At 72.1% G+C, this 21,519-nt stretch carries 3 protein-coding genes and 1 pseudogene; 3 read left to right on the top strand and 1 reads right to left on the bottom strand.

What is annotated here, in order from left to right; all coding sequences use genetic code 11:
* On the bottom strand, window positions 1-1,349 hold a 1,349-nt coding region (locus ACIOGX_RS21010; RefSeq protein WP_401915137.1), incomplete at its 3' end, for a 2-oxoacid:acceptor oxidoreductase family protein.
* 271 nt (window positions 1,350-1,620) lie between these two features.
* Between ACIOGX_RS21010 and ACIOGX_RS21015 the strand changes: the two genes are divergently transcribed.
* From ACIOGX_RS21015 to ACIOGX_RS21025, 3 genes and pseudogenes are all read left to right on the top strand, one after another.
* The gene (locus tag ACIOGX_RS21015; protein WP_356518740.1) at window positions 1,621-2,157 is read left to right on the top strand and encodes a flavin reductase family protein; all 537 of its coding nucleotides are present in this window, start codon (window positions 1,621-1,623) and stop codon (window positions 2,155-2,157) included.
* A 110-nt stretch (window positions 2,158-2,267) separates the two neighbouring features.
* Window positions 2,268-15,977, top strand: coding sequence for an SDR family NAD(P)-dependent oxidoreductase (locus ACIOGX_RS21020; protein WP_401915141.1), 13,710 nt, complete (start codon window positions 2,268-2,270; stop codon window positions 15,975-15,977).
* Between the two features lie 140 nt (window positions 15,978-16,117).
* A pseudogene (locus ACIOGX_RS21025) lies at window positions 16,118-21,511 on the top strand (SDR family NAD(P)-dependent oxidoreductase); the annotation flags it as partial.
* Window positions 21,512-21,519: the final 8 nt, after the last annotated feature.

The raw sequence follows: 21,519 nt of genomic DNA on the forward strand, positions 1-21,519 counted from the left end.
GGGATCCGCCAGGGCTCGGAGCCGTTGGCGAGGTAGCCGTCGGAGAGCAGGAAGACCGGGGTGCGGTACGTCAGCGCGATCCGCGCGGCCTCCAGGGCGGCGTCGAAGCAGTCCGCCGGCGTCCGCGGCGCCACCACCGGCACCGGCGCCTCACCGTTGCGCCCGTACATCGCCTGGAGGAGATCGGCCTGCTCCGTCTTCGTCGGCAGCCCCGTCGAGGGCCCGCCGCGCTGGATCGCCACGACCAGCAGCGGCAGCTCCAGCGACACCGCCAGACCGATCGTCTCCGACTTCAGCGCCACCCCCGGACCCGACGTCGTCGTCACCGCCAGCGAACCCCCGAACGCCGCACCCAGCGCCGCACCGACCGCCGCGATCTCGTCCTCGGCCTGGAAGGTGCGCACACCGAAGTTCTTGTGCCGCGACAGCTCGTGCAGGATGTCGGAGGCCGGAGTGATCGGATACGAACCCAGATACAACGGCAGCTCCGCCCGCTCACCCGCGGCGACCAGACCGTAGGACAGGGCCAGGTTCCCGGAGATGTTGCGGTACGTGCCGGCCGGGAACGCCCGGGAGGCCGGGGCCACCTGGTAGGAGACCGCGAAGTCCTCGGTGGTCTCCCCGAAGTTCCACCCCGCCCGGAACGCGGCGACATTCGCCTCCGCGATCTGCGGCCTCTTCGCGAACTTCGCCCGCAGGAACCGCTCCGTGCTCTCGGTGGGCCGGTTGTACATCCAGCTCAGCAGACCCAGCGCGAACATGTTCTTCGAACGCTCGGCCTCCTTACGGGAAAGACCGAACTCCTTGAGCGCCTCGATCGTCAGCGTCGTCAGCGGCACCGGATGCACCTGGTACCCGTCGAGCGAGCCGTCCTCCAGCGGCGAGGTCAGATAACCCACCTTCGCCATCGGCCGCTTGGTGAACTCATCGGTGTTCACGATGATCTCCGCACCACGCGGCACATCCCCGATATTCGCCTTCAACGCCGCCGGGTTCATCGCCACCAGCACATTCGGCGCATCCCCAGGCGTCAGGATGTCATGATCCGCGAAGTGCAGCTGGAACGACGACACCCCCGGCAACGTCCCGGCAGGCGCCCTGATCTCCGCCGGGAAGTTCGGCAGCGTCGACAGATCATTCCCGAACGACGCCGTCTCCGACGTGAACCGGTCACCCGTCAGCTGCATCCCATCACCCGAATCACCCGCGAAACGGATGACCACCCGGTTGACCTGGCGGGTCTCAGCCGCCCTGGTCACACGGGCAGCGCTCTCGCCGCGGCCGGCGATCAACACCTTGCGCACGTTGGCTCCTCGATAAGGAACGGGTCGGGGGAATTCCTGACGCATTCGCCGAACCGGCCATCGGAAAAGAGGCTAACCAGGGTCGTCCGTCGGCCGATCACCGGCATGCCATTCGGCACGCTGCGCGGAAGAGAGTTTCCAGTTACCCGGCCATGACTTCGCTCTCGCGATCACCGGACGAAACGGCGCCATTCTTCAAAACCCTCGGTCACCGACCGAACTCGGGCGTATTGAGTGCCCGATTACTCGGCGATGCCCAGGCCGTTCCATGCGCTCCCGTAGGTTCCCACACAATGAATTATGTGGAGGGTGCGGCATGAACTCTGTACCGACCGACGTGACCGCGCAGCGGGTGCCCGGCGCCGCGCCGGCTCCGCTGAGGGACGTGATGGCGCGGTTCGCCACCGGTGTCACGGTGCTGTCCACCGGTGGTGATCACCCGCACGGAATGACCGCGAACGCGTTCACCTCCGTGTCCCTCGACCCGCCGTCCGTGCTGTGCTGCGTCGCCCACGACGCGGTGATGCACAAGGCCATCACCGCGGCGGGACGCTTCGGCGTCTCCGTCCTGGGGGCGGAGCAGGAGGACCTCGCCCGGTTCTTCGCGGACAAGAAACGCCCTTTGGGCGCCGCGCAGTTCGCGGGAATCGACTGGACGCCCGGGACGCGCACCGGCGCCCCGTTGCTGTCGGGCGCCCTCGCCTGGCTGGAGTGCGAGTTGACCGACGCGTACGACTCGGGCGATCACTCCGTCTTCATCAGCCGGGTGCTCGACGCCGGCCACGGCGGTCCCCAGGACGGGCTGCTGTTCTTCCGGGGCGCGTTCCAGCGGGCCCTGGCGCGCGGCGCGTGACCGAGCACACCGCCTGACGCCGGCAGCCGCCGGAGAACCAACCGAACTCCATTCAGACCACGGTGATTCATCGGGCCGTCGGGAAGACGGCAAGGGAAGGGCAGCCGAGCGTGAAGTCGAGTAACGGTAATTCCGCGGGGAACCGGACGCCGCACGGAGACGAGAAGGCCGTCGCTGTCATCGGAATGTCCTGTCGGCTGCCGATGGCCCCGGATCCCGCCTCGTTCTGGCAGCTGCTGCGCGAGGGCACCGATGCCGTCACCGAGGTACCGGCCGACCGGTGGGAGACCACGGAGCCGCCCGCGGGGAACGGGGTGCGCAGGGGCGGATTCCTCGACGGTATCGGGGAGTTCGACGCCGCCTTCTTCGGGATCTCGCCGCGCGAGGCGTCCGCCATGGATCCACAGCAGCGTCTGGTGCTCGAACTGGCCTGGGAGGCGCTGGAGGACGCCGGTGTCCTTCCCGCCGCCCTGCGGGAGACCCGGACCTCGGTGTTCGTCGGCACGCTCCGCGATGACTACGAGAGTCTGGTGGGGCAGCACGGCGCACCCGTGATCACGCAGCACACCATGACCGGTGTCAACCGCGGCGTCATCGCAAACCGGGTCTCCTACCATCTGGGGCTGCGCGGGCCGAGCCTGACGGTCGACGCCGCCCAGTCGTCGTCGCTGGTGGCCGTGCACCTGGCGTGCGAGTCGTTGCGTTCCGGCGAGTCGTCCATGTCGATCGCCGCGGGGGTCAACCTCAATATCCTGGGCGAGAGCGCGCTGACCGAGGAGCGGTTCGGCGGCCTGTCGCCGGACGGCGTCTCCTACACCTTCGACGCCCGCGCCAACGGCTTCGTACGCGGCGAGGGCGGCGGTGTCGTCGTGCTCAAGCCGCTCGCACAGGCCCTGGAGGACGGCGACCGGGTCTACGGGGTCATCCGCGGCAGCGCGGTCAACAACGACGGTGCCACGCCCGGTCTGACCGTTCCCAGCGGCGAGGCACAGCGGTTGCTGCTGCACGAGGCGTACCAGAGGGCGGGTGTCGACCCGCGTGAGGTCCAGTACGTCGAACTGCACGGTACCGGGACGCCGGTGGGCGACCCCATCGAGGCCGCCGCGCTGGGCGCGGTGCTCGGGGCCGCGCGCGGCGGCGACCCGCTGCTGGTCGGCTCGGCGAAGACCAATGTCGGGCATCTGGAGGGCGCGGCCGGCATGGTCGGTCTGCTGAAGGCGCTCCTGAGCATCAGCCGCCGGGAGATACCCGCCAGCCTCCACTTCGAGAACCCCGGTCCGGCGATCCCGCTGGACGAGCTCGGGCTGTCGGTGGTGCGCGAACTCACGGGCTGGCCGCACCCCGGCCGTCAGCTGGTGGCCGGTGTCAGTTCGTTCGGCATGGGCGGCACCAACGCGCATGTCGTCGTCACCGAGGCCCCGGTCCGGGAGCCCGCTGGAGAGACTCCCCGGGAGGACACCGGCGCTCACGGTCTGGTCCCCTGGGTGATCTCGGGCCGGAGCCCGGAGGCGCTGCGGGCTCAGGCCGCCAGGCTGGCCGGCTCCGACGCGGTGGCCGGCGCCGATCCCGCCGACGTGGCCTGGTCGCTCCTGACCACCCGTACCGCCTTCGAGCACCGGGCCGTCGTTCTCGGCGACGGATCGGAGGCGCTGCGCGCGGGTCTCGACGCGCTGGCCTCGGGCCAGCCCGCGCAGGGTGTGGTCTCGGGCGCGGTCGACGACGGCACACTCGCCTTCGTCTTCTCGGGCCAGGGCTCGCAGCGGGTCGGGATGGGCCGTGAACTGCGTGCGGCCTTCCCCGTGTTCGCCGCTGCTTTCGACACCGTGGCGGCGGCCCTGAACGCACACCTCGACCGGCCGATCCACGAGGTCATCGAAACCGGCGAAGACCTCGATCAGACCGCCTACACACAACCCGCTCTCTTCGCCTTCCAAGTGGCCCTCTACCGCCTCGTCGAATCCCTCGGCATCACCCCCGACTACTTGGCCGGACACTCCATCGGCGAGATCACGGCCGCCCACCTCGCCGGAATCCTCACCCTCGAAGACGCCTCCACGCTGGTCACCGCCCGCGCGCGCCTCATGCAAACGCTTCCCCCCACCGGCACCATGATCGCCATCCAGGCCACCGAGCAGCAGATACGGCCCCACCTGACCCCCGACGTCGCCATCGCCGCCATCAACACCCCCGACACCCTCGTCATCTCGGGCGACACGCGGACAGCCCACACCATCGCCGCCCACTTCCAGGAACAGGGCCACAAGACCAAGACCCTCGCGGTCAGCCACGCCTTCCACTCGCCGCACATGGACGGCATCCTCGACGAGTTCCACACCGTCGCGGACGGACTGACCTACCACGCGCCGACGATTCCGCTCGTCTCCACCGTGACCGGACTGGCCGCCACCGGCGACGACCTCAGAACCGCCGACTACTGGACCGACCAGCTCCGCAACACCGTCCGCTTCCACCACGCCGTGCGAACCCTCGCCGTCCATGGCGTCACCACCACCCTCGAAATCGGCCCCGGCGCCACCCTCACCCCGCTCATCGCCGACACCCTCACCACCGCCGTCCCCGCGCTCCGCAAGACCCACGACGAACCGCGCTCCCTCCTCACCGCCCTCGCCACCCTCCACACCCGCGGCACGCCCCTCGACTGGCACGCCCTCACCCCTCCCGCGGCGGAACGCACGGCCCTCCCGACCTACGCCTTCCAACGCCGGACCCACTGGCTCGGCGGCCGGCCCGCGCCCCGTGCCGCCCTCTCCGACGTGGCCGGGCCGGCCGTCGCCGCCGTGCCGCGCGGTGACTTCGGGGCGCGGTCGGCCGCGCTGCCGGGCGCGGAGCACACCCGTGCCGTCACCGACCTGGTGACCGCGCACATCGCCGCGGTCCTCGGCTACTCCCCCGGGCAGCGGGTCGATACGCGGCAGCCGTTCACGGCACTCGGTTTCGACTCGCTCATGGCGGTCGAGCTGCGCGATCAGCTGAGCGCCGCCACCGGTCTGCGGCTGCCCGGCGGGCTGCTCTTCGACCACCCCACGCCGGCCGCGCTGATCGCGTACACCGAGGCCGAACTCCTCGGTTCGGCGGTCGCCGACGAACAGACCGCGGTCGCGGTCCATGACGACGAGCCCATCGCCATTGTCGGGATGGCCTGCCGCTACCCGGGCGGCGTCACCTCGCCCGAGGAGCTGTGGAAGCTGATCGCGGAGGAGCGCGACGCGATCTCCGGATTCCCCGGGGACCGCGGCTGGGACGAGGATCTGTACGACCAGGATCCCGAGCGCTCCGGGAAGAGCTCCGTGCGCGAGGGCGGCTTCCTGCACGATGCCGCGCTGTTCGACGCGGGCCTCTTCGGCATCTCGCCGCGTGAGGCGCTCGCCATGGACCCGCAGCAGCGGCTGCTCCTGGAGACGGCCTGGGAGGCGGTCGAGCGGGCCGGTATCGACCCGCTCAGCCTGGGCGGCAGCCGTACCGGTGTCTTCGTCGGCGCGACCGCTCTGGACTACGGGCCGCGGCTGCACGACGCGCCGCCCAGTGTCGAGGGGCATCTGCTCACCGGCAGCACCAGCAGTGTCATGTCCGGCCGGATCGCCTACCAGCTGGGTCTTGTCGGCCCGGCCCTCACGGTGGACACGGCCTGCTCCTCCTCGCTGGTGGCCCTGCACATGGCGATCCGTTCGCTGCGCCAGGGCGAGACGACACTCGCTCTCGCGGGCGGGGTCACCGTGATGTCCGCGCCCGGCATGTTCGTCGAGTTCTCGCGGCAGCGGGGGCTCGCCGGGGACGGCCGCAGCAAGTCGTTCTCCGCCGACGCGGACGGTACGTCGTGGGCCGAGGGTGCCGGCCTGCTCCTGGTCGAGAAGTTGTCCGACGCGCGCCGCAACGGGCACCCGGTGCTCGCGGTGCTGCGTGGTTCCGCCGTCAACCAGGACGGCGCGTCCAACGGGCTGACCGCCCCGAACGGGCCCGCGCAGCAACGGGTGATCCGGCAGGCGCTCGCCGACGCCCGGCTCGTGCCCGCCGACGTCGACGCCGTCGAGGCGCACGGCACCGGCACGCGGCTCGGCGACCCGATCGAGGCGGAGGCGCTGATCGCCACGTACGGCACCGGCCGCGACGACCGGGAGCCCGCGTTCCTCGGCTCGTTGAAGTCGAACATCGGGCACGCCCAGGCCGCGGCCGGTGTCGGCGGTGTCATCAAGATGGTCCAGGCGATCCGGCACGGTGTGCTGCCCAGGACCCTGCATGTGAGTGCGCCCACGCCGCACGTGGACTGGGAGTCGGGCGCGCTGGAGCTGCTCACCGAGGCCCGCCCCTGGCCCGCCACGGGACGGCCGCGCCGTGCCGCCGTCTCCTCCTTCGGCATCAGCGGCACCAACGCCCATGTCATCGTCGAACAGGCGGAGCCCGCCGAACCCGCCACGGCGACGGAGCACCCGGGCCGTGTGCTGTGGCCGCTGTCCGCCCGTGACGAGGCGGGGCTCCGGGCGCAGGCCCGGCGGCTGCACGGCCATCTGACCGAGCGTCCCGAGCTGCGCCCGGCGGATGTCGGGCTCTCGCTCGCCACCACCCGCGCCACCTTTGACGAGCGGGCCGTCGTGACCGGTGCCTCCGCCGGGGAGCTGCTCGCGGGGCTCGAAGCGCTCGCCCAGGGCGTGGCTTCCCCCGGCGTGGTGACCGGCAGCGCCGCGCGGGCCGGACGTACCGCGTTCCTGTTCACCGGCCAGGGTGCGCAGCGCGCCGGGATGGGCCGCGAACTGTACGCGAGCAGACCGGAGTTCGCGGCCGCGCTCGACGAGGTCTGTGCCGCGCTGGACCCGCATCTGGACAGGCCGCTGCGTGAGGTGATGTTCGCGGCGCGGGACGGTGTGCTGCACGAGACCCGTTACACCCAGCCCGCCCTGTTCGCCCTGGAGGTCGCGCTGTACCGGCTTCTGGAGCACCACGGTCTGAGACCGGACGCGGTGGCCGGGCACTCCGTCGGCGAGCTGGCGGCGGCGCATGTCGCCGGTGTGTTTCCGCTGGCGGACGCCGCCGCGCTGGTCGCCGCCCGTGGCCGGCTGATGCAGGCGGCCCGCCCGGGTGGCGCGATGATCGCGATCCAGGCCGCGGAGGAGGACGTGCTCCGCACGCTCGAACCGTATACGGGCCGGCTCGCCGTCGCCGCGGTCAACGGGCCCTCGGCGGTGGTGATCTCGGGTGACAGGGAGTCCGCGGAGGAGGTCGCGGCGCTCTGGGGCAGGCGCGGGCACAAGACGCGTGCGCTCCAGGTCAGCCACGCCTTCCACTCGCCGCACATGGACGGGATCCTCGACGAGTTCCGCGCCGTCGCGGACGGACTGACCTACCACGCGCCGACGATTCCCGTGGTCTCCACCCTGACCGGACTGGCCGCCGCCGGCGACGACCTCAGAACCGCCGACTACTGGGTGCGCCAGATCCGCGAGGCCGTGCGGTTCGCCGACGCCACGCGGGTACTGGAGGAGAGCGAAGGTGCCACCGTCTTCGTCGAGGTGGGTCCGGACGCCGTCCTGACCGCCATGACGAGCGCCTCCACCTCCTCGGACGCCACCGCCGTCGCTCTGCTGCGCGCGGACCACGCCGAGGACGCCACCCTGCTGGCGGGGCTGGCCCGCGCCCATACTGTGGGCGCCCGCGTCGACTGGACATCACTCTTCCCCGGCGCCGGGCCCGGTCCGGGCGCCGGGCGTGTGGAGCTTCCCACGTACGCCTTCCAGCGCGAGCACTACTGGCTGGCGCCCGAGGTCCGTACGGACGCTCGCAGTCTCGGTCTCGATCCGGCGCGGCATCCGCTGCTCGCCACCTCGGTCGCACTCGCCGACCGTGAGGAGCTGGTGTCCACCAGTCGTCTCTCCTTGCGGAGTCACCCGTGGCTGGCCGATCACAGCATCAGCGGAACGGTACTCGTCCCGGCCACCGGCTTCCTCGAACTCGCCCTGGCCGCAGGCGACCTGGCGGGCGCGGGACAGCTCGCGGAACTCACTCTGGAGGCACCCCTGCCGCTGCCGGAGCGGGGCGCCGTCCGCGTGCAGCTGGCGGTCGCGCCACCGGACGCCGCCGGGCTGCGCTCGTTCACCGTCCACTCCCGGCCCGACACCGGCGACGACGACCGTCAGCCGTGGACCCGGCATGTCTCCGGCGCCCTGGGCACCGTCCTGGCGGGTGAGGGCGAGGGGCTGCGCCAGTGGCCGCCCGCCGACGCGGTGGCCCGGCCGGTCACGGACCTCTACGAGCGGCTCGCCGGCCTGGGATACGAGTACGGCCCGGCCTTCCGGGGCGTACGTGCCATGTGGCAGGGCGAGGGCGTCATCTACGCCGAGGTCGCGCTTCCCGCCGATCAGCGCGAGGCCGCCGCGCGGTTCGGCATGCACCCGGCGCTGCTCGATTCCGTCCTGCACCCGCTCGTCCTGCACAGGGCGGACCCCGGCGAACCGGGCCGGATCCAGCTGCCGTTCGCCTGGAGCGGCGTCACCCTGCACGCCGCGGGCGCGACCACCCTGCGGGTCCGTATCACCGAATCGGGCCTGGGAACGGTCGCCCTCCACCTCGCCGACAGCACCGGCGCACCGGTCGCCACCGTCGACTCGCTCACCCTGCGGCCCATCGCCAAGGACGCGATCGCACCGGCCGGGCGGCATACCGATGCCCTGTTCCGGGTGGACTGGCCCGTCGTCGGCCCTGTGGACGGCCCGGCCCCGCGCGTCGCCGAGCTGTCGGAGGACCGGCTGCCCGACGCGTACGACGCCGATGTACTGCTCGTACGCCTCGACGAGGCCGCTCCGCACCTCCCGTCGGCGGCCCACGAGATGGCCCGGCGCGCGCTGACACTCTCCCAACTATGGCTGGCGGATGAGCGGTTCGCGGACTCCCGGCTGGTCTTCGTCACCAGGCGGGCCGTCGGTGTGCTGCCCGGCGAGGAGATCCACGGTCTCGCGGCGTCGACGGTGTGGGGTCTGATCCGGTCCGTGCAGTCCGAACATCCCGGCCGCATCGGTCTCGTCGACCTCGATCTCGACGGCTCCCTGCTGACCGCCGCCGTCGCCTCGGGCGAACCGCAGATCGCGGTTCGAGGCACCGGACTGCGGGTGCCCCGGCTGGTACGGGAGCGTGTCGATGCCCCGTCCGGGGCACCCGCGCTCGACCCCGACGGCACCGTCCTGATCACGGGCGGCGTCGGCGGGCTCGGCGGGCTCTTCGCCCGTCATATGGTCTCCGCCCATGGAGTACGGCATCTGCTGGTGATCAGCCGTCGTGGCGCGGACGCCCCGGGCGCCGCCGACCTGTCCGCGGAGCTGGCGGAGTCGGGCGCCGCGGTCACCATCGTCGCCTGCGACGCGGCGGATCGCGGGGCGCTCGCGGACGTACTGGAAGGCATCCCGGCCGCGCACCCTCTGACGGCGGTGGTCCATACGGCGGGCGTGCTCGACGACGCCACCGTGGAGTCGCTCACCGTCGAACAATTGGACACGGTGCTGCGCCCCAAAGCGGACGCGGCCTGGCATCTGCACGAGCTGACACGAGATCAGAATCTGGCCGCCTTCGTCCTGTTCTCCTCGGTGTCCGGCATCCTCGGCACCGCGGGGCAGGCCAACTACGCCGCCGCCAACACCTACGTGGACGCACTCGCGGCGCACCGCCGCGCCCAGGGCCTGACGGCGATCTCACTGGCCTGGGGCCTGTGGGACAGCACGCACGGCATGGGCGCCCGGCTCGGCCAAGCCGATCTCGCCCGGTGGACCAGGGCCGGTGTCACCCCGCTCGACCCGGCCACCGGTCTCGCGCTGTTCGACGCGGCGCTGGCGGGCGGGACCGCTCTCGCCGTACCGGCACGGCTCGTCCCGTCCCGGCTCAGCGGCACCGGTGAACTGCCCGCGACATTGCGTGGCCTGGTCGGACGGCGTCGTACGGCACGCGCCGCGGAGGACTCCGCCGCTGCCGGGGGCTCGTGGACCCGGCAGATCGCGGACCTGCCGGCGCAGGACCGTGCGGGCGCCGTGCTCGACCTGGTGCGTACGGTCGTCGCCGGAGTACTCGGTCACACGAGCGCCGACCGGGTGGAGCCCGAACGTGCCTTCAAGGAAGCCGGGTTCGACTCGCTCGCCAGTGTCGAGCTGCGCAACCGGCTGAACGCCACGACCGGTCTGCGGCTGCCCACGACCGCGGTCTTCGACCATCCGTCGCCCGCCGCGCTCGCCGCCCATCTGCTGTCGCGGGTGTCCGGCACCGAGACGGCCGGGCCCGCCGCGCCGGTCCGCCGGGGTGCCGCGGACGAGCCGATCGCGATCGTCGGAATGGCCTGCCGCTTCCCCGGCGGGGTCCGCTCGCCCGCCGGTCTGTGGCGTCTCGTCGCCGAAGGCACCGACGCCATCGGCGAGTTCCCCGCCAACCGGGGCTGGGACCTGGACGCCCTGTACGACCCGGATCCGGACCATCCCCGTACCTCCTACACCCGGCACGGTGGATTCCTGTACGACGCCGACCAGTTCGACCCGGCGTTCTTCGGGATGTCGCCGCGCGAGGCGACCGCCACCGATCCTCAGCAGCGGCTGCTGCTGGAGACCGCCTGGGAGACGTTCGAGAGCGCGGGACTCGACCCGGCGGTGCTGCGCGGCACCAGCACCGGTGTGTTCACCGGCGCGATGTACGACGACTACGCGTCCCGGCTGGCCAGGAGCCCCGAGGAGTTCGAGGGGTTCCTGCTCGCGGGAAACCTCTCCAGCGTGGTGTCCGGCCGCCTCTCGTACACGTACGGCCTGGAAGGACCGGCGGTCACCGTCGACACCGCCTGCTCGTCGTCGCTGGTGGCGCTTCACCTGGCGGCGAACGCGCTGCGGCAGGGGGAGTGCGACCTGGCGCTCGCGGGTGGTGTGACCGTCATGTCGGGCCCCAACACCTTCGTCGAGTTCTCCCGGCAGCGCGGACTCTCCGAGGACGGCCGCTGCCGCTCCTTCTCCGCCGACGCGGGGGGTACCGGCTGGGCCGAGGGTGTCGGTCTGCTCATGGTGGAGCGGCTCTCCGACGCACTCCGCAACGGCCGCCGGATCCTGGCCGTGGTGCGCGGCACCGCCGTCAACCAGGACGGTGCGTCCAACGGCCTGACCGCGCCCAACGGCCCGTCCCAGGAGCGGGTGATCCGTCAGGCACTCGCCGCCGCGGGGCTCTCCCCCGCCGACGTGGACGCGGTCGAGGCACATGGCACGGGCACCAGCCTCGGTGACCCGATCGAGGCACAGGCACTGATCGCCGCCTACGGCCGGGACCGGCCCGCCGAGCGGCCGCTGTATCTCGGCTCGCTGAAGTCGAACATCGGCCATGCCCAGGCCGCGGCGGGGGTCGGCGGAGTCATCAAGATGATCGAGGCGATGCGGCACCGGGTGCTGCCCAGGACCCTGCATGCCGAGAACCCGTCGCCGCACATCGACTGGGACGCGGGCGCGGTGGAACTGCTCACCGAGGCGACCCCTTGGCCCGTCACGGGGCGGCCGGCCCGCGCGGGGGTGTCGTCCTTCGGTATCAGTGGCACGAACGCGCACGTCATTCTGGAGCAGGCACCGGACCAGCGGGCCGATGGAGCCGCCGAGCCGACGGACGACGAACCCGGCCCCGGCGTACTGCCTCTCCTGCTGACCGCGCGGGACGAGGGAGCGCTGCGGGACCAGGCGCGCGGGCTGCACGAGCTGTTGACCGCCGGGCCCGCGCCACGCCCTGTCGACGTCGGCTTCTCGCTCGCCACCACCCGGGCCCGCCTGGAGCGGCGCGCCGCCGTTGTCGGCACCGGCCGCTCCGAGCTGCTGGCCGGACTCGAAGCGCTGGCGCGGGGCGAGGAGTCGCCCTCGGTCGTCCGGGCCGCCGGGGGCCGACGCGGCCGGACGGCGTTCCTGTTCACCGGGCAGGGCAGCCAGCGGCTCGGCATGGGCCGTGAACTGTACGCGTCGTCACCGGTGTTCGCGTCGGCGCTCGACACGGTGTGCGCGCAGCTGGACACCGAGCTGCTCCGCCCGGTCAAGAGCGTCCTGTTCGCCCGCCGCGACTCGGCGGACGCGGCCCTCATCGACCAGACCGCCTTCACCCAGGGCGCGCTGTTCGCCGTCGAGGTCGCCCTGTTCCGGCTGGCCGGGCATTACGGCCTCACCCCGGACGTACTGCTCGGTCACTCCATCGGCGAGGTCACCGCCGCGCATCTGGCCGGGGTGTTCGACCTCGCCGACGCCTGCGTACTGGTCGCCGAGCGCGGTCGGCTCATGCAGGCGGCCCGCGAGGGCGGCGCGATGGCCGCGCTCCAGGCAGGCGAGGACGAGGTGACGGAGGTACTGGCGGGCTACGATCCCGGGGCCGTCGCCGTCGCGGGGATCAACGGGCCCCGGGCGACCGTGATCTCGGGCGACGCGAACCTCGTCGACGAGATCGCCGCGCACTGGCGCGCGCGGGGTCGCAAGACCAGACGGCTTCCCGTGAGCCACGCCTTCCACTCGCCGCACATGGACGAGGTCCTCGACGAGTTCCGCGCCATCGCGGCCGGACTGACCTACCACGCCCCGAGCATCCCGGTGGTCTCCAACGTCACCGGGAAGCTCGCCACTGCCGAGCAGCTCACCTCGCCCGACTACTGGGCCACCCACATCCGGGCGGCCGTCCGCTTCCACGACGGCATCCGCTGCCTGGAGGCCCAGGGCGTCACCGAGTACGTGGAACTGGGCCCGGACGGGGTGCTGACCGCGATGGCCGGCGAGTGCCTGGCCGAGGAACCGGGCTCGCTCGTACCACTGCTGCGCTCCGGCCGGCCGGAGCCCGTCACGGTCGCCACCGCCCTCGGAGTCGCGCTCGTACGGGGCGCGGACGCCGACTGGTCGGCGCTGTATCCGGGGGGACGCCGGACGGACCTGCCCGGTTACGCCTTCCAGCACGGCCGTTACTGGCTGGAGGGACCGGCGGTGGCGGGTGACGCGGCGGACTTCGGTCTGTCCGCCGCCGGGCATCCGCTGCTCGGCGCCGCCGTCAGGACGGCGGACCGCGACGCGTATCTGTTCACCGGGCGTGTCTCGCTCGGCAGCCATCCGTGGCTGGCGGACCACGCCGTGCACGGCTCGGCGCTGCTGCCCGCGACGGCCCTCCTCGAGCTGGCGTTCCGGGCGGGCGAGGAGGTGGGCTGCGACCGGGTCGCCGAACTGACGCTCGCGGCGCCGCTGTTGCTCCCCGAGCGCGGTGGCGTACAGCTCCAGGTAGTGGTCGGGGAGCCGGACGGCGACGACGCCCGGCCGGTCTCCGTGTACGCACGGCCCGATCAGGAGGGCGACTCCCCCGCGTGGACCCTGCACGCCGAGGGCCTGCTGACCCAGGGCGCCGCGGTCCCCGAAACCATCGCGGCCTGGCCGCCGACCGGTGCCACCGAGGCGGACCTGGACGGCGTCTACGACCGGCTGGCCGAGCTGGGCTACGCGTACGGGCCCGCCTTCCAGTGCCTGCGCCGAGTCTGGAAGGACTCGGGCGCGGTGTACGCCGAGGTCGCGCTCGACGCGCGGCAGGGCGGCGAAGCCGGTGCGTTCGGGCTCCATCCGGCGCTCTTCGACGCGGCACTGCACGCGCTGCTGCCCGGAGTCGCCGGGGAGGGAGGCCGCTCGTGGCTGCCGTTCGCCTGGTCGGGAGTGAGTCTGCACGCGTCCGGGGCGACCGTGCTCCGCGTGCGGCTGGCGCTGACGGAACCGGGTGACGGTTCGCTGGAGGCCGGGCTCACCGTCGTGGACGGAAGCGGCGCCCCGGTCGCCACGGCCGAGTCGCTGCTGTTGCGTCCGCTGTCGAAGGAGGCACTGCGCAGGGCCGCGAACACCGCGGGAGACGGCCTGTTCCGGATCTCCTGGACCGAGGTGGGAGCCGCCAACACCTCCACGGACACGTCCGGTTGGGCCGTACTCGATGCGGGACGCGGTTCGACACCCGGTGAGGCACTCAGTGAGGCACTCAGTCCCGCCGATGGGGACCTGGCGCCCGATGCCCCGCGCCACGCCGGACCGGCCGTGCCGACGGACGGGGTGGTGCCGAAGGTCGTGCTGCTGCCCGCCACCGGGCAGGGCGGCGGGGACGAGACGGCGACACTGCCCGAGCGCGCCCGTGCCGTGGTGCGGCGGACCCTTCGGTCCGTGCGGGCCTGGCTCGCCGACGAGCGGCTCGCCGAGTCGCATCTGGTCGTCGTCACCCGGGGCGGGGTGGCGGCCGGCGCCGAGGACGTCACCGATCTGGCGCAGGCGGGGGTCTGGGGCCTGATCAGGTCCGCGCAGACCGAGAACCCCGGCCGGTTCACCCTCGTCGACCTCGGCCCGGACGACGGTACCGAGGCGCTGGCCTCCGCGATCGCCGCCGGTGAATCGCAGGTCGCGGTCCGTGGTGGCACTCTGCTGGCGCCGCGACTGGCCCGCGCCGACAACGGAACCGGGGCACCGGCACCCCGCTGGGACCAGGGCACCGTACTGATCACCGGCGCGACCGGCACCCTGGGCTCCGTTCTCGCCCGTCATCTGGTGACCGAGCACGGCGCACGAAGGCTGCTCCTGCTCAGCAGGCGCGGAATGGACGCCCCCGGGGCGGCGGAGCTGCACGCCGAGCTGGGCGCTCTCGGAGCCGAGGTGACCGTGGCCGCCTGTGATGTGACGGATCGTCAGTCCCTGGTGTGGGCACTCGACGGCATCCCGGACGAGCACCCGCTGACGGCCGTGGTGCACACGGCGGGCGTCCTGGACGACGGGGTCGCCGGCCGGCTCACCGACGAGCAGCTGGACAAGGTCATGCGGCCCAAGACCGACGCGGCCTGGCATCTGCATGAACTCACCCGGGACATGGGGCTCACCTCGTTCGTCCTGTACTCCTCGGTGGCCGGCCTCATCGGCACCGCGGGCCAGGCCAACTACGCGGCGGGCAATACGTTCCTGGACGCCCTCGCCGCACACCGCCGGGCACACGGCCTGCCCGCGGTCTCCCTGGGCTGGGGCCTGTGGGCCGAGTCCAGCGCCATCTCCGGTGACCTCGACGGAACAGATCTGCGCCGTCTCGCCAAGGTCGGCCTGCTGCCGCTGTCCACCGAGGACGGCATGGCCCTGTTCGACTCGGCGCCCGCCACCGGCGAGGCGGTCCTCGCCGTCAGCAGGCTCGACACCGCCGCCATGCGAGCGCGTGGTTCCGAACTCCCCGCGATCCTGCGGTCGTTGGCCGGTCCGGCCCGGCGCCGGGCCGCGACCGCGGAGCGCGCCGACGACGAGATCCCGCTCGCCCAGCGGCTCGCCGCGCTCGGCCCCGTCGAGCGGAAGCGCACCCTGACCGACCTCGTACGGGGCCGGGTCGCGGCCGTGCTCGGGCACTCCGACCCCAGCGGAGTCGAACCCGACCGCGCCTTCCAGGAGCTGGGATTCGACTCGTTGACGGCGGTCGAACTGCGCAATCAACTGAGCCGGGCGACCGGGCTGCGACTGCCGACCACGCTCGTCTTCGACCATCCCTCGCCACAGGCGCTGGCCACCCATCTGCACGGTGAGCTGGTCGTCGAGGACGTCTCACCCGCCGAGCCTGTCCTCGCCTCGCTCGCCGGCGTCGAGTCCGCGATCGAGGCCGCGGGGCCGGACGCCGAGGCACGCGACCGGATCGCCGGACGGCTGCGGGAGCTGCTCAAGGCCGCCGAGGCCACGGCCGGTCCGACGGCGGGTCCGACGGGCCCGGCCAGTCCGACGGGCCCGGCCGACGGCGGCCGGGACCTCGACACGGCGAGCGATGAGGAACTCTTCGCCCTCGTCGACGAGCTCGACTGATGAACGCGATCAGCGCCAGGCACACGATCACCCTCCGCGCGTCCTGCGCGCGGTGAATCCGGCCGAAGCAAACCCCACCGGGGCAAACCCCACCGAGGCACGTGCCCACACCGATCCCCAGGAGCTGAATTCACGTGGCTGACGAGGCGCAACTCCGCGACTACCTCAAGAGGGCCATCGCCGACGCCCGGGAGGCCCGCAAGCGTCTGCACGAGGTGGAGGAGAAGGCACACGAACCCATCGCCATCGTCGCCATGGCCTGCCGCTACCCCGGTGGCGTCGCCTCCCCCGAGGACCTGTGGCGGCTTGTGGCCGAGGGCACCGACGCGGTATCGGCGTTCCCCGGCAATCGCGGCTGGGACCTGGACGCCCTGTACGACCCGGACCCGGAGCGCGCCGGGACGTCGTACGCCCGCGAGGGCGGCTTCCTGCACGACGCGGACCTCTTCGACCCCGAGCTGTTCGGCATGTCGCCCCGAGAGGCGCTCGCCGCCGATCCGCAGCAGCGGCTGCTGCTCGAAACCGCCTGGGAGGCCTTCGAGCGGGCCGGTCTGTCCCCGCTCTCCGTCAAGGGCAGCCGTACCGGGGTGTTCACCGGAGTCATGTACAACGACTACGGCTCACGCGCGCATCTGCCGCCCGAGGGCTTCGAGGGCTATCTGTTCAGCGGCAGCGCGGGGTCGATCGCGGCCGGCCGGCTTTCCTACACCTTCGGCCTCGAAGGTCCGGCGGTGTCGATCGACACCGCCTGCTCGTCCTCCCTCGTGGCGCTGCACCTGGCGGCCGGTGCGCTGCGCCGGGGGGAGTGCGACCTCGCCCTGGCGGGCGGCGCCACCGTGATGTCCACACCCGTGGCGTTCACCGAGTTCTCGCGGCTGCGCGGGCTCGCGCCCGACGGACGCAGCAAGTCGTTCTCCGCCGGAGCGGACGGCACAGGCTGGGCCGAGGGGGTCGGACTGCTGCTGGTGGAGCGACTTTCCGACGCCCGCCGCAACGGGCATCACGTACTGGCCGTACTACGGGGCTCCGCCGTCAACCAGGACGGCGCCTCCAACGGACTCACCGCACCCAACGGGCCCTCGCAAGAACGTGTCATCCGCCAGGCCCTCACCGACGCCCGCCTCACGCCGCACGACATCGACGCCGTCGAGGCACACGGCACCGGCACCCGCCTCGGCGACCCCATCGAAGCCCAGGCACTTCTCAACACCTATGGCCACAACCGGCCCACCGACCAGCCCCTCCACCTCGGCTCCCTCAAATCCAACATCGCGCATGCCCAGGCCGCGGCGGGGGTCGGCGGCGTCATCAAGATGGTCCAGGCCATGCACCATGGCGTGCTCCCCAAGACTCTCCACGCCGATGAGCCCTCGCCTCATGTGGACTGGACGTCGGGGGCGGTGGAATTACTCACCGAGGCCCGCCCGTGGCCCACCACCGGCCGACCGCGCCGAGCCGCCGTCTCGTCTTTCGGATTCGGCGGCACCAACGCGCATGTGATCATCGAGCAGGCCGTGGGAGAGGAAGAGGGCTCCCCCGTTGCGGGGTCGGGTGGTCCGGAGGCGGATACGCGGTCCGCGGTGATCGCCTGGCCGATCTCGGGCAAGACTCCGGACGCGCTGCGCGCCCAGGCACAACGTCTCTACGAACACCTCACTACCCACCCCACCCTCTCCCCCCACGACATCGGATACACCCTCGCCACCACCCGCGCCACCCTCGACCACCGCGCCCTCATCACCGGCAACACCACCCACCAACTCCTCACCGGACTCCAAGCCCTCACCCACCACCCCCACACTCCCCACCTCACCACCGGACAACCCACCACCGGCCGCCTCGCCCTCATCTTCCCCGGCCAAGGCTCACAACGGGTCGGCATGGGCCGGGAACTGCGCGCCGCTTTCCCTGTGTTCGCCGATGCCTTCGACACCGTGACAGCGGCCCTCAACAAACACCTCGACCGCCCTATAGAAAAGGTCATCGAAACCGGCGAAGACCTCGATCAGACCGCCTACACCCAACCCGCCCTCTTCGCCCTCCAAGTAGCCCTCTACCGCCTCGTCGAATCCCTCGACGTCGTCCCCGACTACGTGGCCGGACACTCCATCGGCGAGATCACCGCCGCCCACCTCGCCGGAATCCTCACCCTCGAAGACGCCACCACCCTGGTCACCGCCCGCGCCCGCCTCATGCAAACCCTTCCCTCCACCGGCACCATGATCGCCATCCAGGCTACCGAGCAGCAGATACGACCCCATCTGACCTCCGACGTCGCCATCGCCGCCATCAACACCCCCGACACCCTCGTCATCTCAGGCGACACGCAGACAGCCCACACCATCGCCGCCCACCTCCAGGAACAAGGCCACAAGACCAAAACCCTCGTGGTCAGCCACGCCTTCCACTCCCCCCACATGGACGGCATCCTCGACGAGTTCCACACCATCGCGGACGGACTGACCTACCACACGCCGACGATTCCCCTCGTCTCCACCCTCACCGGACTGGCCGCCACCGGCAACGACCTCAGAACCGCCGACTACTGGACCAACCAACTCCGCAACACCGTCCGCTTCCACCACGCCACACAAACCCTCACCGCCCACGGCGTCACCACCACCCTCGAAATCGGCGACGCCACCCTCACCCCACTCCTCACCGACACCCTCACACAACCACTCGCACTCCTCCGCCGCGACCAACCCGAACCCCACACCCTCACCACCACACTCGCCCAACTCCACACCCACGGCACCCCCATCAACTGGACCGCCTACTACAACCGAACCACCACCCAACACATCCCACTCCCCACCTACGCCTTCCAACGTCAGAGCTACTGGCTCAAGGCGCTGCCTTCCGGACCCACGCGGAGGGCATGGGGGCATCCGGTGCTCGGCGAGCCGATGACGGTGGCGGGGACCGACGACGTGCTGTTCAGTGGCCGGCTCTCGCTGGGCGCCTTCCCGTGGCTCGCCAGGCATCTGGTACTCGGGACCCCGGTGCTGCCCGCCGCCGCCCTGGTGGAACTCGCGCTGCACGCCGGGCGTCACAACGGCCGGCCGGTGGTTGCGGACCTCGACGTCCGGGCCCCGCTCGTCCTTCCCGAACAAGGCGAGGTGGAGCTCCAGCTCCGGTTGGCCGGGCCTTCCGGCGATTCCGGCGATTCCGCTGATTCCGGCGGGCGCGGCTTCTCGCTGTACGCGCGGCCGGCGGCGCCGGATGTGCCGGACGTCCCGGAGGTGCCATGGACGCTGCATGCCGAAGGGGAGTTCCTGACCGAGGACGGTACGGAGCTGCCCGGGTCCGAGGCGGCCGGCGCGTCCACCGAAGCGCGGCTGTCCGGCGAACTCCTCGCGGAGGCGGGCCTGTACGGGCTGCATCCGGAGCTGCTCGACGCTGTGCTGCCCGCCCCCCAGGTCGCGGGCGAGGGCTCCGTCACCGTGCCCGTACGGTGGAGAGGCATCCGGTTGCACGCGTCCGGCGCGACGGCCGTCCATGCCTGGACCACCCCCACCGGCGACGATTCGTGGGCATTGCGGCTCACCGGCACCGACGGCACGCCTGTCGCTTCCGTGGAGTCGGTCGAGTTCAGCGAGGTGCCCGCGGAGAGGTTCGCGCCGGTCGCGGACAGCACCGGTCGCGATGCCCTCTTTCACCTGGCCTGGCAACCCGCCGAGTTGCCGGCCACGGCAGGCCAGGTGGCGTGGGCGGTCCTCGATCCGGAAGCCCCCGGCACGGACCGGTTCGCGGATGTCTCCTCCGTCGCGAGGGCCGTCGCCGCCGGTACAGAGGTCGACGCCGTGCTGCTGCCCTGGCCCACCGCTCCGGCCGCCTCGGCCGAGGCCGTGCACTCGGCTGCGGGACGCGCCCTGGACCTTGTGAAAGCGTGGCTGGACGACGAGCGGCTCGGCGACACCCCGCTGGTGGTGGCGACGTCGGGTGCGCTGGCCGTCCACGACCGGGAGGACGTCACGGACCTGGCGGGCGCCGCCGTGCGCGGTCTCCTGCGGTCCGCGCAGTCGGAGCACCCTGACCGGATCGTCCTCGTCGACACCGACACGGCCCCCCTCGGTCTACAGGGTCAGCTGGCACCGCTGGTCCGCTCGGGTGAGCCGGAAGCGGCGGTCCGCGGCGGTGGTGTGCTGGTGCCACGTCTACGGCGCGCCACCGGGAACAGCGGAGCGACTGTCTGGGACCGCGCGGGCACAGTCCTGGTCACCGGGGGGACGGGCACGCTGGGCGCCGAGTTCTCGCGCCATCTGGTGACCGAGCATGGGGTCACCCGGCTGCTGCTCGTCTCGCGTTCGGGTGAAAAGGCCGACGGCGCAGAGGAGTTGACGGATGAGCTGCGTTCTCTCGGCGCCCATGTCACGGTCGCCGCCTGTGACGTGGCCGACCGCGACGCACTCGCCGCGCTCCTCACGACGATCCCCGCGGAACACCCGCTGACCGGGGTGGTGCACACCGCGGGCGTCCTCGACAACGGGCTGCTCCCCACACTCACCCCGGACCGGCTGACCGACGTGCTGCGGGCGAAGGCGGACGCGGCCTGGCATCTGCACGAGCTGACCCGCGAGCGGGAGCTGACGGCTTTCGTCCTGTTCTCCGCCACCGTCGGTGTCCTCGGCGGCCCCGGCCAGGCCAACTACGCGGCTGCCAACGCCTTCCTGGACGGACTCGCCGCACATCGCCGCGCCCAGGGGCTCGCGGCGACGTCCGTCGCCTGGGGGGTATGGCAGTCGGGCGGTATCAACGCCGGGCTGACCGAGAAGGACCTCGGGCGCCTGGCTCGTGACGGCTTCCGGCCGATCGAGCCGCGAGAGGGGCGTGCGCTCTTCGACCGGGCGACCGCGGACGGCCGCGCCGCGCTCGTCGCCGTACCACTCGGCCTCGCCGCCCTCCGCGCCAAGGACCAGGTACCGGCGGCCCTGGACGAGTTGGCGGGAACCTCGGGCCGGCGTGCCCGGTCCACCACCGCCACCGCGGACTCTCCGACGGCCGGGCTCGCCGAGCAGCTCGCCACGCTCGGCGAGTCCGAACGGGGGCAGCTGCTGCTGTCCCTGGTCCAGAGCGAGGTGGCGGCGGTGCTCGCCCGTACCGACCCGGAGGGCATCTCACCCGAACGCGCCTTCCAGGAGCTGGGGTTCGACTCGCTGACCGCTGTGGAACTGCGCAATCGGCTCGGTGCCGCCACCGGTCTCGCGCTGCCGCCCAGCCTCGTCTTCGACCATCCGACCCCGGCGGCCCTCACAGCGCTGCTCACCGAACGACTCGCTCCCCAAGCTCCGGACACGCGGCAGACCTTCCTGGTCCAACTGGATCTTCTGGAAGGGCTGTTGGTGAATCTCGGCGACGACACACCGGACCACGCCGATGTCACGGCGCGACTGCGCGCCTTGCTGTCCCGCCTGGAGGACGGCGGCGCGGTGGACGGCGGACCCATCGCCGACGACGCGGCCGACGTACTCGCGGACGCGTCGGTCGACGAGATCTTCAGCTTCATCGACAACGAACTCGGCCGCCCCTGACGGCCTGG

This window comes from Streptomyces sp. NPDC088147, assembly GCF_044741565.1.
Taxonomy (GTDB): Bacteria; Actinomycetota; Actinomycetes; order Streptomycetales; family Streptomycetaceae; genus Streptomyces.